Origin of the sequence: Algirhabdus cladophorae, from assembly GCF_044772865.1 — a bacterium.
Lineage (GTDB): Bacteria > Pseudomonadota > Alphaproteobacteria > Rhodobacterales > Rhodobacteraceae > Algirhabdus > Algirhabdus cladophorae.
In genome coordinates this window covers 2,760,542-2,775,094 of record NZ_CP173029.1, presented here as the reverse complement: position 1 = coordinate 2,775,094, position 14,553 = coordinate 2,760,542, and the positions used below count along the sequence as shown (strand labels likewise).

Below are 14,553 nucleotides of genomic sequence, written 5' to 3'. Positions count from 1 at the left end.
GATCAGATGTCACAAAGCTTGAATTGCCTCTTTCCTTTGTAATTGCCAAACTGGCCCAAACCACCAAAGGATCTGGTATGCCCGCTTTGATAAAAACCGATTTCACTGGCAAAATTACGTGGCTTGGACATGTTCCAGATCGCGATGCCAGCTTGCTGTCACAGCCCGTGGCCAAAGCCTTTGCAAGTTTCGCGGGTTTTGAGGCAGAAGACCACGGTGGCCTAACCCGCGCGTCTTGTAGTCGCGTTCTGACGCAATATCCGCGCAACACTGTTATTCGGAATACACGTCAATTTTCCATCGTGTCAGCCGAAGAAATGCAAACCGTTGCGGACAAGATCGGTGTGGCCACGTTTGATCCACAATGGATCGGGGCCTCCATTGTGATCAGCGGCTTGCCGGATTTCACCCATCTTCCGCCGTCTTCACGCCTGCAAATGCCTTCTGGCGCTACACTAACCGTGGATATGGAAAACCGTCCCTGTGTTTTGCCAGGGCCTTACATCGAGGCGGATGCGCCAGGCGTGGGCAAAAAGTTCAAAGCCGCTGCCAAGGATAAACGCGGCGTTACGGCATGGGTGGAACGTGAGGGAGACATCGCAGTGGGCGATGTTGTGACCTTGCATATTCCTGACCAACGGGTCTGGCAGCCTGCATCATAAACGGCACCGTGGTTTCCTATAGACGTCACGCCGAGCGGCGAACGACGTTGCAGCCTTTGAAAATGTCGGAATCGCAGCTTGAGCGGTCTGGCTCTTTTCGTATACCGAAAGATGAAGGTCCGTGAAATTAAGGGAACAATTTTCATGACATATAAGAGTGATATTGAGATAGCGCGTGGGGCTGTTAAGGAGCGGATCCAGGTTATTGGGTCTAAGTTGGGTATTCCTGAGGCGGATTTGTTGCCGTTTGGTCATGACAAGGCGAAGGTGAGTGCTGAGTTTATTGCGGCACAGCGTGGCAAGGACGATGGCAAGTTGATCTTGGTCACGGCGATCAATCCGACGCCGGCGGGTGAGGGCAAGACGACGACGACTGTTGGTTTGGGCGATGGTTTGAATGCGATTGGCAAGAAGGCTGCTGTTTGTATCCGTGAGGCCTCGCTTGGTCCGTGCTTTGGCATGAAGGGCGGGGCTGCTGGTGGCGGCTATGCTCAGGTCGTGCCGATGGAAGAGATGAACCTGCATTTTACCGGCGATTTCCACGCGATCACTTCGGCGCATAACCTTTTGTCGGCGATGATCGACAACCATATTTACTGGGGCAACGAGCTGGAGATTGACGAGCGTCGTGTGACCTGGAAGCGCGTTTTGGACATGAATGACCGGGCGTTGCGCGACACGGTGACGTCTCTGGGTGGCGTGGCCAATGGCTTCCCACGGCAAACCGGTTTTGACATCACGGTGGCCTCGGAGGTCATGGCGATCCTGTGTCTGGCCAATGATCTGGACGATCTCAAGGCGCGTCTGGGGGCGATCATCGTGGCCTACCGCCGCGATCGCAGCCCGATTTATGCCCGCGATATCAAGGCAGATGGGGCGATGACGGTGCTGTTGCAACAAGCTATGCAGCCGAACCTTGTGCAGACACTTGAGAACAACCCGGCCTTTGTCCACGGCGGTCCTTTTGCCAATATCGCCCACGGCTGTAACTCGGTTGTGGCCACGACCACGGCTTTGAAACTGGCGGATTACGTGGTGACGGAAGCGGGCTTTGGCGCGGATTTGGGCGCCGAGAAGTTCATGAACATCAAATGCCGCAAAGCGGGTTTGGCGCCTGATTGCGTGGTGATCGTGGCGACGGTTCGGGCGATGAAGATGAACGGTGGCGTGGCCAAAGCGGACTTGGGTCCGGAGAACGTGCAAGCGGTTCAGGACGGCTGTCCGAACCTTGGGCGTCACATCGAGAACGTCAAATCCTTTGGGGTACCTGTGGTTGTGGCGATCAACCATTTTGTCACGGACACGGACGCCGAAGTGCAGGCTGTGAAGGATTATGTGGCCAGCCAAGGCTCGGAGGCGATCCTGTGTCGTCACTGGGAATTGGGCAGCGCAGGCACCAAAGATCTGGCGACCCGCGTGGCCGAGATTGCCGAAAGCGGTGCCTCGCAATTTGCGCCTTTGTATGACGATGATCTGAGCCTGATGGACAAGATCGAGACTGTGGCCAAGCGCATTTACCGCGCTGATGAGGTGCTTGCGGATAAAAAGATCCGCGACCAGCTGCGGCAGTGGGAAGAGGCAGGTTACGGCAATTTGCCGGTCTGTATGGCCAAGACGCAGTACAGCTTCTCGACCGATCCGAACCTGCGCGGTGCGCCCACGGGCCACAGCCTGCCGATCCGCGAAGTGCGCTTGAGTGCTGGGGCCGGGTTTGTTGTGGTGGTCTGTGGCGAGATCATGACGATGCCGGGTCTGCCCCGCGTGCCGTCCGCCGAGGCGATCATGTTGAACAGCGACGGAGAGATTGAGGGTTTGTTCTAGTCCTTAGGAGTAGAACAAACCTGGTGGGGTGTCGCCTGTTTGCGATGCAAACAGGCGGGCCCCACACCCTCGAAAATCTGGGTGCCATATACCAAGGTGTCGGCTTGGGAATAATAAGGTTTTGCGCCCGCCTTGCGGGGTCAAGTTTAAGGTTTTGCGCCCCCTGACGGGGTCGCTGTTAGCGCCCTTCGGGCGCGATTGAGTATTTGAAGAAAAAAGAAACAAGGGATGATCGAGATGGCTGCGGATGTAATTGACGGCAAGGCTTTTGCGGCCAAGGTGCGGGGTCAAGTGGCCGAGCATGTGGCGGCGTTGAAAGAGGCTCATGATCTGCAGCCGGGTTTGGCGGTTGTTTTGGTGGGTTCGGATCCGGCCTCGGAAGTTTATGTGCGCTCGAAGGGTAAGATGACGGTTGAGGTTGGCATGAAGTCAGTGGAGCATCGTTTGGAGGCGGACACGTCTGAGGCGGATTTGCTGGCGGTGATTGATCAGCTCAACAACGATCCGACGATCCACGGGATTTTGTGTCAGTTGCCGTTGCCGGGCCATTTGGACGAGGATTTGGTGATCAATTCCATCGATCCGGCCAAGGATGTGGACGGGTTCCATATCTCGAATGTGGGTCTTTTGGGCACGGGACAGAAGGCCATGGTGCCGTGCACGCCTTTGGGCTGTTTAATGATGCTGCGCGACTATCATGGGTCGTTGTCGGGGATGGATGCGGTTGTGATTGGCCGGTCGAACATTGTGGGCAAGCCCATGGCGAACCTGTTGTTGGGCGACAGTTGCACAGTGACGATTGCCCATTCGCGGACCAAAGATCTGGCGGAGGTTGTGGGCCGTGCGGATATCGTGGTGGCCGCTGTTGGTCGGCCTGAAATGGTGCCGGGTGACTGGATCAAAGAAGGCGCCACTGTGATTGATGTGGGCATCAACCGGATCGAGCGGGACGGCAAGAAAAAGCTGGTGGGCGATGTGGACTACGACAGCTGTGCGGCCCGCGCCGGTGCGATCACACCCGTGCCCGGCGGCGTTGGTCCCATGACCATCGCCTGCCTGCTGGCCAACACCCTCACCGCTGCCTGCCGCGCAAACAACCTGCCAGAGCCAAAGGGACTGACCGCTTAGAGGGCGAGATTCGGAACATGCCGCGGTGGTGTTCCAAGCAAAATAGCCTGCATGTCAGCGCCCAATATCTGTTGCAGGGCCGGGTCGCTGCTGCGTAATCCGCCTGTGTAAGTGCCAAAAGCGGGCATAATCAGCTGCGAGGCATTGAACAAGAAAGCAGGGCGCGACAAGGCGCGCCCGCCTGCCTTGATCTGGACCTTTGGATGATAGTGGCCTGAGACTTCGGCGGCGGCCCCTGCTTGCGCTATGTGGCGGAATGCAAGCCCGGCAATGCTAACTTCCGCCATAAAGCTGCCCGCAAAATCAAGGGGTCCGGGGTCGTGGTTGCCTTCAACCCAGAGCCAACGACGCCCGGCTTGCAACCGTGCAATCCAGAGGCATTCGTCTTGGGTTAAGGATAGAGCGGCTGCGCGATCATCGAAACTATCTCCCAGACACAGGACGGTTTTCGGGTTGGTTGCCTCGATTGCGTTTTCCAAACGGGCAAGGGTGTCGTGTGTTTCGTATGGCGGTAACATGAGGCCACCGCGGCGTGCCAGCCGGTCGGATTTTCCCAAATGAAGGTCCGAGACGCACAAGACCCTACGGTCTGCCCACCATAGTGCACCGCTACCGAGGGCAGTAAGACTATGCCCTGAAAATTGAAAAACGCAACCGTTCATGATTTGTTCATCATATTTACCGACCGAAACTTCAAGTGGTTTTTATGCCTGCTAAGGCCAACATGCGATCGGTTTCTTGGGCCAGCAGCTGTTCTTCTGCCAAGCCTTTTACCGGGACTTTGCCAACTTCCAAGAAAAGTGGGGCGGCAAAGGGCGTGACTTTGGGTAATTTGAGGTGGTCAATGCGGCCTTGGATGCGCTGGATCATTTCCTCGATACGGCCAAAATCAACAAGCCCCCGTTGTGCTTCTTCGCGGGTAATTTGCATCAGCACGTGATCAGGATCGTATTTAAGCAATGTGTCATAGAGGATATCGCTGGAAAACGTCGCTTGGCGCCCGGATTTGCGGTGCCCCAGTGTGTTGCGCGTGATCAGGCCTGCGATGACGGCGGATTGTTTGAACGTACGTTTCATGACGGCGTTTCCCGACAGCCATTTGTCCAAGCCGTCGCGCAAATCCTTTGGGTCAAACAGGGGGGCCACGTTTTCAACGGGGTTCAGGCCCCAAATCATGGTGGCGTAATCTGTCGCCACAAATCCCAAGGGGTTCAGCCGTTCTTCTTCCATGCGTTGTGTGAGCAATAGGCCCAAAGTCTGTTGAGCGTTGCGGCCGGCAAAACCGTAGACAACTGTGTAGCACCGATCTTCCATCGAAAAGCTTTCGACGAGCAGACGGTCGGGATGGGGCAGAGCCGATTTTTCGCGCTGTAGCGCCAACCAATCGCGAGTATGTGCGGGCAGGTCCGGCCAATCCTGCTGTTGCAATATCTGCAATAACCGCTGGCTGAGCTGGGTCGAAGTCGCAAATCGGGTGCCCATGAAGCTGGCGATTTTCGGTTTCTTGTCGGCGCGGCGGGTCACCTCGACGGTCATTTCGCGCAGCCCTTCGTAGCGCACGATTTGGCCGCCGATCAAAAACGTATCGCCGGGTGTTAACGTGGCTGCGAAATCTTCCTCGACCTCGCCTAATGGTTTGCCGCCCCCCCGATTTTTCAGGCGAACTTTCAGAGTGTCGGTGTCCATGATCGTGCCAATGTTCATGCGGATCAAACGTGTGGCGCGCGGATCGCGCAAAACCCAACGCAGATCGGGCAGTTGTTTGAGCCGTTGCCATTGATCATAGGCGCGCAATGCGTAACCGCCGGTGGCGCAAAAATTCAGGCAATCGTCAAATCGGGCGCGGTCCAGATTGGCATAGGCCCCGGCTGAGGTAAATTCGGTGTAAAGCTCGTCGGCGTGAAACGGGCCTGCGCAGGCTGCGATCAGAATGTGCTGACACAATACATCGCGGGGGCCATCGCCCTTTGGATCGCCGTCCAATGTGTGGGCTTTCACGGCTTCAAGAGCGGCTTTGCATTCGATAACTTCAAACCGATTTGCAGGGATGACGATGGCCTTGGAGGGGGCGTTGTAGCGGTGGTTTGCCCGCCCGATGCGTTGGACCAATCGCTTGACGTTTTTGGGGGCGCCCACTTGGACAACCAAATCAACGTCGCCCCAATCGATGCCTAAATCCAAGCTGCCCGTGCAGACGATGGCCCGCAATTGGCCGTCGACCATGGCCTGTTCCACCTTATTGCGTTGTTCGCGCGCAAGGGACCCGTGGTGTATCCCTACGGGAAGGCTTTCGTCGTTAGCGAGCCAAAGATTGTGGAAGAAAATTTCAGCTTGGGCACGTGTGTTGTGAAAAATGAGAGTGGTTTTGTGCCGTTTGATCAAGTCCAGCACAGCAGGAATGGCATATTTTGCCCCGCCACCAGACCAAGGCGGCGGCTCGTCGGTGACAAGCATCTGAATGTCCGGATCAGGTCCGAGGTCCGCTTGCAAGATGTCGCAAGGGTCTGGATGCCGCGCCAAGAAATGGGCGATGGATTTCGGATCTTCAACCGTAGCACTGAGCCCCACACGACGTAAATCAGGGCACAATACATTCAGCCGTGCCAAGGCCAGCATCAGCTGATCGCCACGTTTGCTTTCGGCCAGTGCATGAATTTCATCGACAACGACCCGTTGCAGTCCTTTGAACATGCGTGGCGCATCCTCATAGCTGCACAGCAGGGCAAGGGATTCTGGCGTGGTCAAGAGGATATGAGGTGGATCAACGCGCTGGCGTTTTTTCAAGGTTTGACTGGTGTCGCCCGTGCGGTCCTCGATCCGTATATCAAGTCCCATGTCGTCGACGGGGGTACGCAAATTGCGTTTAATATCCGCGGCCAGCGCCTTGAGGGGCGAGACATAAAGCGTGTGCAACCCCCTGTGATCGCCTGTCGCAAGTTCGGCCAATGTCGGCAAGAATCCAGCCAACGTTTTGCCGCCACCGGTTGGGGCAATTAAAAGTTGGCAGGGGTTTTTTGACAACTCCAACATCTGTTGTTGATGCGGGTGAACGGACCAGCCGTTGCCGGAAAACCAATCCTGGATTTTTTGAGGAAGCACTGTCATTTACAGCAACTTAGCGTCAGCTGCGCTGAGGGGAAGTTAGTTTTTGGACCTTGGCGTTAGGTTAAACAGGGCCGCGCGCAGCGCGATTGGGAGGGAATGGTCCGTATCAGCGGGCAAACTGTCGAGGGCTGCGGAAACGTCTTTGGTCAAGATACCGATGCTGTTGTCTTCGGCCCAGCCATCGCGGGCAAACTCGATCTTTTCAAAACCGCTGGCCAGCCAGTTTTGGCCAGAAGACGCAGCGATAAGGTCGAGCATTTTGGCCTCATTAAGGCCGGCTGCATCCGACCAATCGAGGACTTGTCGGGTCAGAACTGTATTGGCGGCTGCCAGAATGTTGTTCAAAACTTTGGCCTGCATGCCAGCCCCAAGCGGCCCCATACGGTGAAAACTGCTTCCCATGGCGGCAAAAATGGGTTGGGCGGCGTCCAGATCAGTCGTGCTGCCCCCTAACATAAAAGATAGGGTGCCGTTCTGGGCGGCAATCGCGGCACCGGACATGGGCGCGTCTATCAACGTAATCGGATCCGGCAAACGTTTGCGCAGGGCATGAATGTAGCGCGGTGACAGGGTGGACGAAATGATTACGCAGCCCAGATGTGGCGCATTGCTGATAAGGTCTTGCGCGCCAAACAACAGATCGTCCGTCTGATCTGCATCCCTGACGACCGATATCACTGTTCGAGTATCTTTGAGTGCTGTTGGGTCGAGTACAATATCATCTGCCACAGCAACGACGTCAAATCCGACTGCTGCGTGACCAGCTTCCTGCAAGGACCGTAACATCGGCAGCCCCATGCGGCCACATCCCGCCACGCAGATCAATGGACGATGGTTTCCTCTTTGACGAACATATTGGCCCATGCGCGGTCAATCAGGTCCGGCGTCATCTGATAAGGGATCCCCTCAAATTCACAAATCGCGATCATTTGGTCGATCAAAAAGATCGGCTGGTAGTTGGCATAGATGTTATCAATTGTCGGGTATTTTACCTTCAGCAGATGGATCAGGGCCTTTTCATCCAATGGCATCTTCTTTTTGCGTGCAACAAGGGCAAAGATTTTGAGAAAGTCCTCCTGCGAGGGGCCATCGATTTTGATCTTAAAGAAGATCCGGCGCAGCGCAGCCTTGTCGAAGATTTCATTTGGGTGGAAGTTGGTCGAGAAAATCACGAGCGTGTCAAAAGGCACCTCAAACTTTTCACCCGATTGCAGGGCAAGGATATCCTTGCTTTCTTCCAAGGGCACGATCCAACGGTTGACCAGTGATTGCGGTGGTTCAGCTTGGCGACCAAGGTCATCCACGATGAACACGCCGCCAGTCGATTTCAACTGCAACGGTGCCTGATAGGTCCGCGCCGTTGGGTTATAAACCAAATCGAGCATGTCCAATGACAGTTCCCCGCCCGTAATAACAGTTGGCCGTTCGCAGCGCACATAGCGCGTGTCATAACGGTTGCCTGTACGACGTAGCGAGTTTGGATCATCGCTTTGCGTCTCGGCCGCAGAATGCACAATCGGGTCATAAACCGTGATCACCTGACCGGTGTATTCAATCGCGCGGGGCACATAAATTTTGTCACCCAGTGCATCCCGGATCCCGTTCGAGATCGAGGATTTACCGTTGCCGGGAGGTCCATACATCAGGATCGATCGGCCAGAACTGACCGCTGGCCCAAGATTTCCCAGCAATTCAGGGGGCAAAACCAGATGGCCCATTGCGCCCGTCAATTGATCGCGCGTGATCTGAATGTTGCGGATCGACTGGCGTTTCACCTGCTCGCGGTAGACATCCAGCGGCACAGGCATCGCGCCAAAATACTCGGATTGTGCCAGCGCATCGAGCGCCCGGGCCTTACCCGCGTCGGTTAATTGATAGCCCATTTCATTGCTGGATGTGGCATGTAGGGTACCAGTCGCCTCGATCAGGTTTTGATCGCGGCCCATATCCACCAATTCCTGCGTCACCTGATTGGGCAGGCAAATCGCCCCGGCCAGATCTGTGACCTGTTCAAGGTTCATCCTAAACATGGTTTTGAGCAGGATATCCCGCATCATCACCAACGGCAGTTTCATTTGTTCGATAGAACGCGGGGCGGGCGGCGCCACGACGCCGCTGGTTTCCATATTCATTGGTTTTGCCTGTTTTTAACTGCTTTATTTTGCAACACCATACGCGCAATCCCCCTTTGGAACAACAAAAACAACCTTACGCTTTACCCCGTTAGCTATCGCAGGTTAGATTTAGCAAAAAATGAATGAGGGCAGGCATGAACGCGAAAAATCGCGCATCTTTGGCGTTTTGGTTAATTGGCATTTTAGCCGTGCTGAGCATCCCAACTGTCCTCAGTGGTGGTCTTTACGTGGGCAAACATGAAGGCGACATGTTGCACTTGCTCGAGATTGTGTTTCGGTTCGCTGAAGGACAAAGGCCACACATTGATTTCATGACCCCCATTGGCCTTTTTGCCTATGCCCCGATCTCGTGGTTGGTGGCGGCGGGCCAAAGCATTGGAATGGCGATCATTTGGGGGCAAATCCTCTTTGCGGTGGCGTTGCTACCAGCGGTTTGGTGGGTTGGCGTCAGCCGATTTAGCATGCTGAATGCCTGGTTCTTTGGCCTTGTGATCATCACCCTTTGCGTGGCGTTGGTTCATGGCACCGTGGAAAGTACCGTGTCTATCTCGATGCATTATAACCGAATGGCATGGGCTGTGGCCTTTGTTGCCACGGCGATTGGCGTGGTGCCGGCCCGTCGCACAGTGCCGGTAGTGGACGGCATTATTTTAGGTCTGTTGATGGTGGTTTTGGCGATGATCAAAACGACTTATTTTGTGGCCTTTGCACCCGCCATCATCGTGGGCCTTCTGTCCAACAACGGCGCGCGCACCCTTGGAATTGCCGCAATCACGGGCGTTGTGGCAACCCTTGGGTTGGTTGTGGTTTTGGGCCTTGATTTCTTCCTTGGCTATTTGGGCGACTTGCTGACAGTCATGGGATCAGAAGGCCGCAGCGCACCGGGCGAGCCTTTGGCCGCTGTGGTCGCGTCGCCTGCCTATCTGCCCGCTAGTGTGACGCTCTTGGCCGGTATTATCTTGCTGCGTCAAGGAAAACGAGACACTGCAGGCATGACATTGCTTTTGCTGGCTCCTGCGTTTTGGTACGTTAGTTATCAGAATTTTGGCAACGATCCCCAATGGTTGATGTTACTGGCTGTACTGCTGTTTGCGTGGCGTCCTGAACATGGGGTGACCAATGGCAATGGTTGGGACATGCGCCAAGCGGTTACCTTTGTTGGCATCGCAGCCCTCGCCCTGAGCCTGCCGAGCCTCGTAAACCTTGCCTATAGCCCCTATCGTCATATGCAGCGGGATGTGGCGAATTTTGAACCGATTTTGCCCGCAATGGCCGACCATCACGATCTGCAACTCTTTGGGATCCGCGCGCACCGCACCGACAAGCGCACACTGTTTACAACTGATGAACTGGCGGCCTATGAGGATGGTGCAAAGCGCGAGGATCCGCCCGAATGGCAGGGTGAGACCTTTGAGTATTGCACCATCGAATTGGGCCTTGTGGCGTGGTATGAGGCCATGTCCAAAAGCCTTGCTGAGGGCGGGTTTGCTGACGGGCAAAGCAGTATCTTTACCACGGATCTGTTTTCGCCGTTCTGGCTCTATGGGGATTTCGTGCCCGCACCACAAGCGGCACCTTGGTACTATGGTGGCCTGGACGGATTGGCTGCGTCGGACTATATTTTGGTGCCATTTTGCCCCGTGGGACCACCATTGAGATCCCTTATTATTCGCGAGATGAACGAGGCTGGCGTGGATGCCCGTGAGGTCCAGCGCACGGACCTCTATGTGTTGTACGAAAAGCTTTAGACGCTGCCGAACGCCACACCAAGGCCGAGGTAAATCACCAAAGTGGCCCCGAGGGCCAGTCCCATGGGGAAATCATTGCCTACGTGCCAACTTTTCCATTCTGGTGCGAGGTTGCGCAACAAAGGTATGGCGCGGACCAAACGATGTGAAACCCATGCAGCCAATAGGCTGGCTGCCAAAATCATGAACACCAACTTGAGGTCGCCCAGGGCAATCAATGGCGCAGCAGCGGCCGCGAATTTGGCATCCCCAGCACCCAAGGCGCCCACCATATTCAACGCAAACCCGAGGACCAACACACAGACCAAATGGGCATAGCGCCATAAGTATTCATCGAACGGTAAGGCGATCAGTCCGACGACGGCAAACACGACAAACAACGCCACGACAGAAATGTTGGGGATCTTCATCTGGCTGATGTCGCTGTAGGCCACAAAAAAGCAAATTGGCACTGCAAAAGGCAGAAACCACAAAGCGGAGTATGCGGTCACAGTCATCATAGCGGCATTCGTCCTGTCCGGCAGTCAGCGCATCAGTTGCTGACGTTATTTTCCAATGCACGCAAGCTACGCACAGCCGCCTCAAAGTGTTGAGGATGTGTGTCAATCGCTTCGGTCAACAGCCCTTTGCCGGTGGTCACATCGCCTTGTTTCACCGCAGAGAGGGCCATTGTGTGCAACAACTGAGCCCGTTCTATCTGGGTCATCTCAATAACTGGTAAATCGTATTTACGCTGTGCGCCGCGGGCCAGAACCATGTTGTTCTTGGCGGTGAACAGTTTCGTGTCGTTCTTGATCGCTTGGGCAAACAGACGTTCCGCGTCCGAGTAATCGCCGCGCGTCAGTTTGGAAAAACCCCAGTTGTTCAACACGCCTGCAGGGCGGGTGGTCAGGCCCACGGCGGTTTCATAGAAACTGTCGGCGCGTTTCCATTCTTTGTTGCTGTCAGCGATCATCGCCTCCAAGCGGTAGCGTTTGTAAGTCTCGAGGGTGGGGGGCACGCTGTCCAAAACACCTTCGGCTTTGTCCCAGTCGCCCGCACGGATCAAGGCATCGGCCAGATCGACGCGATCCTCTGACGTGCTGTCGCTAAAGGTGACGACTTTGGCCCAAGCGGCGGCTGCCTCGGTCGGACGTTTGGCGCGGACCAATGATTTGCCCAAGCCGCGATGGAATTCCAAACGCTTGGGATCCTGTTTTACCGCTTTTTGGAAATACGACACGGCCTCGTTGGGGTCTGCAACGGTCAACATAATGTCGTTGAGATTGGCGTCATCAATGACGTTCACGTCCTTGATTGCCCGTTTTACATCCGCATCCCCTGCTTTTTCACAGGCCGATACGGCAAACACTGCCGAAAGGCAGAGACCAAATAGAATAGGGTGGCGCATTTTTGCGTCCTTTTACTGCTTGCCTCAGATCGGTGTTTGTAAAAGCAGGTAGTCGCCTGTGCCTCTACGCACCAATTTTGCTTGTTCTTGCTGGGGGTTATACGACGGATTTTCTAATTTTGCGAGTGCCAAGCGAAGATTGTTGCCAATTTCGTCACTTTCGCCACTATCGAGGGCAAACGCGCGTTTGAAAATCTGTGCAGCTTCGCCGTTTTCGCCCCGTTCCAGCAACAAAACCCCTAAATTATTCCATGCTGGCACAAAGGTTTCGTCCTCTTCCACAGCGGCGCGTAACCAACGTTCGCTTTGACCCAAACGCCCCAGCTTCAAATTGGCCGAGCCCAATGCGCTGAGAACATCCACCGTTAGACCCTCATCGCGGGCCGCACGTGTGTAGGCGTTCAATGCCAATTCGTATTGACCGGCTTGCATCAAGCGGTGCCCCACCAACAGCCCGTCCACATCTTCGCGATTGTAAGCGACGCCAGGGGCATAGGGGCTGTCTTTGGACGCGCCAAAGCCGCCTGCAGTGCAAGCGGCCAATGGCGCGATCAGGCAAAGAACCCCAATCTGTTTAAGCATGTAACCCCTTAGAAGGCGTTGCCGTTGAGTGTTTTCATCACGCCGTGCACCGATGGGCCGATCAGGATGATCAGCAACGGCGGCACGGTCAGCATCATTGTGGCAAGGGTCATCTTAGTGGGCAAGGTATTTGCCTTTTCTTCGGCACGCATCACGCGTTTATCCCGCATTTCGGCAGAAAAGACACGCAAGGCATCTGCAATTGATGTACCAAAACTGGCCGATTGCACCAACACTGTCACGAACGAGGCCACATCGGTCACACCGGCGCGATCTGACATGTCCTTGAGAACGCTAATCTTGTCTTTGCCGGCTTTCATTTCGTGGGCCACGATTTCGAATTCATCGGCAAGGGCAGGGAAACTGGCGCGCAATTCACCGGCCACACGATTGATCGATTGGTCCAAAGATTGACCCGCTTCTACACAGACCAGCATCATATCCAACGCATCGGGAAAGCCGTTGGTGATCTCTTCCTTGCGGGTGTCTACGCGGCGGGTGATCCAATATTTTGGCGCCATATATCCAACAGCCCCTGGGATCAGGGTCATCATGATCAGGTTTTGCGTGGTGGGATCTGCCGTCGCACTTTTGAAAATCGCATAGGCCGCGCCAAAAGCGAGAAAGCCCAAGCCCAACGCAAATTGGAAAAAGTGGAACGTCCGCACAGCGCCTTTGCTGCGATAGCCCGCCTGCACCAGCTTGAGCTTCATCGCGGAATATTCTTCTTCGTCTTGCGGCTCCAAAAACTCGGCGTACTTCTTGAGCTTTTCAGACTTGTCCTGATGGCGCAGGGTCTGTTGTGCGTCACCGGCTTTCGCCGCCGTTGCATTGGACGCCTTGAGCTTTTGCAAAGGGTCTGCTTCGCGTTTGAGCAACACAGGCAAAGCGATCAGGATCAGGAAGGCCCCCAACACACCGGCGATGATCAGCGGACCCAATGGCCCCAATTCGCCGGTGGCCATGGCTACGATATTGTTCAGAATCTCTTGCATCGAAGCTGTTCCTTACACTTTGATATTCACGAGCGCGCGCATCACGATGATGTTCACGATCAAAAAGGCTGCCACAACAAGACAGGCGGGGATAAAGGCCGAGGTTTCTTGTACCTCGTCATAGTAGTTTGGCTGGATGACGTTGATCATGATCAACGCGCCCAAGGGAAAGACAGACAAGAACATGCCAGACCATTTCGCCTCGGCGGTGATGGCCTTGACGCGGCGGAAGAGTTTGAACCGGGCGCGGATAACGCCAGCCAAACCGGCCAGAATTTCGGCCAGGTTACCACCAGAGGTCTGCTGAATAGTCACAGCCACCGCCAAAAAGCGCATATCCTGGTTGTTCAGGCGTTCCGCCATATGCTTGAGGGCCTCGCCCACGTCACGACCATAAGCGGCCTCGTCAGCAATCACGCCCATTTCAGTGCCCAACGGATCAGGAACCTCTTTGGAGACGATGTTAATGGCCGATGAAAACGGGTGACCCACGCGCAAACTCCGCACCATAAGCTCAACTGCATCTGGCAGTTGCTCTTCGATCATGGACATCCGCGTTTTGGCTTTCTTGTTGACCCAAAAGAACACGCCGCCGACGCCCATAGCAATGGCCAGCACGATGCGTACGGGCGTGCTCGCCGCCGTGCCAACACTAAGGCCGACAAAGGCCACAACGCTGAGACCGGCCATGATCATCATCAGTTGCGATGGCGTAAAGGCAATCGCCGCAAGCTGGGCCTTTTTGGCCAAGATGGAATAGAGCGGCACCTGACGCGAGTTCATGTGCTGACTCATTTCTTTGCGCAGCTTTTCCAGAACTTCTTCGCGTCCCGTGCCCTTTTCGAGCATTTCGAGGCGTCGGTTTACACGGCTGTTGAGGCTGATGGATTTACCAAATGCCACCAGATAGATGCCTTCGACCAGCACCAAAACAGCAACAAAGATCAAGCCATAGACAATGAGGGCGGGATCAAAAGACATCTGGGG

13 protein-coding genes are annotated in these 14,553 nt (G+C 55.2%); 4 read left to right on the top strand and 9 right to left on the bottom strand.

The genetic code is table 11. From position 1 onward, the window contains the following. Positions 1–77: 77 nt before the first annotated feature. From ACIRQ6_RS13385 to folD, 3 genes are all read left to right on the top strand, one after another. Positions 78–662: an MOSC domain-containing protein gene (locus ACIRQ6_RS13385; RefSeq protein ID WP_420861105.1), complete on the top strand. Its 585-nt coding sequence runs from the start codon at positions 78–80 to the stop codon at positions 660–662. Positions 663–806: 144 nt separating this feature from the next. Continuing rightward, positions 807–2,483 (top strand): formate--tetrahydrofolate ligase, encoded by a 1,677-nt coding sequence (locus tag ACIRQ6_RS13380; protein ID WP_420860434.1) that lies wholly within the window; start codon positions 807–809, stop codon positions 2,481–2,483. 237 nt (positions 2,484–2,720) lie between these two features. Next, positions 2,721–3,611 carry a bifunctional methylenetetrahydrofolate dehydrogenase/methenyltetrahydrofolate cyclohydrolase FolD gene (folD, locus tag ACIRQ6_RS13375; protein ID WP_420860433.1) on the top strand — a complete coding sequence of 297 codons (891 nt, stop codon included), beginning with the start codon at positions 2,721–2,723 and terminating at the stop codon, positions 3,609–3,611. On the opposite strand, the gene pdeM is transcribed toward folD, so the two are convergent. From pdeM to ACIRQ6_RS13355, 4 genes are read right to left on the bottom strand one after another with little or no spacing between them, the layout of a single operon-like run. Then, the gene (pdeM, locus tag ACIRQ6_RS13370; protein WP_420861104.1) at positions 3,608–4,273 is read right to left on the bottom strand and encodes a ligase-associated DNA damage response endonuclease PdeM; all 666 of its coding nucleotides are present in this window, start codon (positions 4,271–4,273) and stop codon (positions 3,608–3,610) included. The genes folD and pdeM overlap by 4 nt on opposite strands. 31 nt (positions 4,274–4,304) lie before the next feature. Beyond that, positions 4,305–6,716 carry a ligase-associated DNA damage response DEXH box helicase gene (locus ACIRQ6_RS13365; RefSeq protein WP_420861103.1) on the bottom strand — a complete coding sequence of 804 codons (2,412 nt, stop codon included), beginning with the start codon at positions 6,714–6,716 and terminating at the stop codon, positions 4,305–4,307. Positions 6,717–6,752: 36 nt separating this feature from the next. Further along, a complete protein-coding gene (locus tag ACIRQ6_RS13360) occupies positions 6,753–7,580 on the bottom strand; it encodes an NAD(P)-dependent oxidoreductase (protein ID WP_420861102.1) in 828 nt (275 codons plus the stop codon). Next, the gene (locus ACIRQ6_RS13355) at positions 7,538–8,848 is read right to left on the bottom strand and encodes an ATPase (RefSeq protein WP_420861101.1); all 1,311 of its coding nucleotides are present in this window, start codon (positions 8,846–8,848) and stop codon (positions 7,538–7,540) included. Before ACIRQ6_RS13355 ends, ACIRQ6_RS13360 begins: the two co-directional genes overlap by 43 nt. 137 nt (positions 8,849–8,985) lie before the next feature. On the opposite strand from ACIRQ6_RS13355, the gene ACIRQ6_RS13350 reads away from it, so the two are divergent. After that, complete coding sequence (locus tag ACIRQ6_RS13350) at positions 8,986–10,599, top strand: hypothetical protein (RefSeq protein ID WP_420861100.1); 1,614 nt, start codon at positions 8,986–8,988, stop codon at positions 10,597–10,599. On the opposite strand, the gene ACIRQ6_RS13345 is transcribed toward ACIRQ6_RS13350, so the two are convergent. The 5 genes from ACIRQ6_RS13345 to ACIRQ6_RS13325 are packed head-to-tail and all read right to left on the bottom strand — an operon-like array spanning position 10,596 to position 14,547. Beyond that, positions 10,596–11,099 carry a prepilin peptidase gene (locus ACIRQ6_RS13345; RefSeq protein ID WP_420861099.1) on the bottom strand — a complete coding sequence of 168 codons (504 nt, stop codon included), beginning with the start codon at positions 11,097–11,099 and terminating at the stop codon, positions 10,596–10,598. The two genes, ACIRQ6_RS13350 and ACIRQ6_RS13345, sit on opposite strands and share 4 nt — an antisense overlap. Positions 11,100–11,131: 32 nt before the next feature. Further along, the gene (locus ACIRQ6_RS13340; protein WP_420861098.1) at positions 11,132–11,989 is read right to left on the bottom strand and encodes a tetratricopeptide repeat protein; all 858 of its coding nucleotides are present in this window, start codon (positions 11,987–11,989) and stop codon (positions 11,132–11,134) included. A gap of 24 nt (positions 11,990–12,013) precedes the next feature. Next, a complete protein-coding gene (locus ACIRQ6_RS13335; RefSeq protein ID WP_420861097.1) occupies positions 12,014–12,571 on the bottom strand; it encodes a tetratricopeptide repeat protein in 558 nt (185 codons plus the stop codon). Between the two features lie 8 nt (positions 12,572–12,579). Continuing rightward, on the bottom strand, positions 12,580–13,566 hold the full coding sequence (locus tag ACIRQ6_RS13330) for a type II secretion system F family protein (RefSeq protein ID WP_420861096.1): 987 nt from the start codon (positions 13,564–13,566) through the stop codon (positions 12,580–12,582). 12 nt (positions 13,567–13,578) lie between these two features. Further along, a complete protein-coding gene (locus ACIRQ6_RS13325; RefSeq protein WP_420861095.1) occupies positions 13,579–14,547 on the bottom strand; it encodes a type II secretion system F family protein in 969 nt (322 codons plus the stop codon). Positions 14,548–14,553 lie beyond the last annotated feature (6 nt).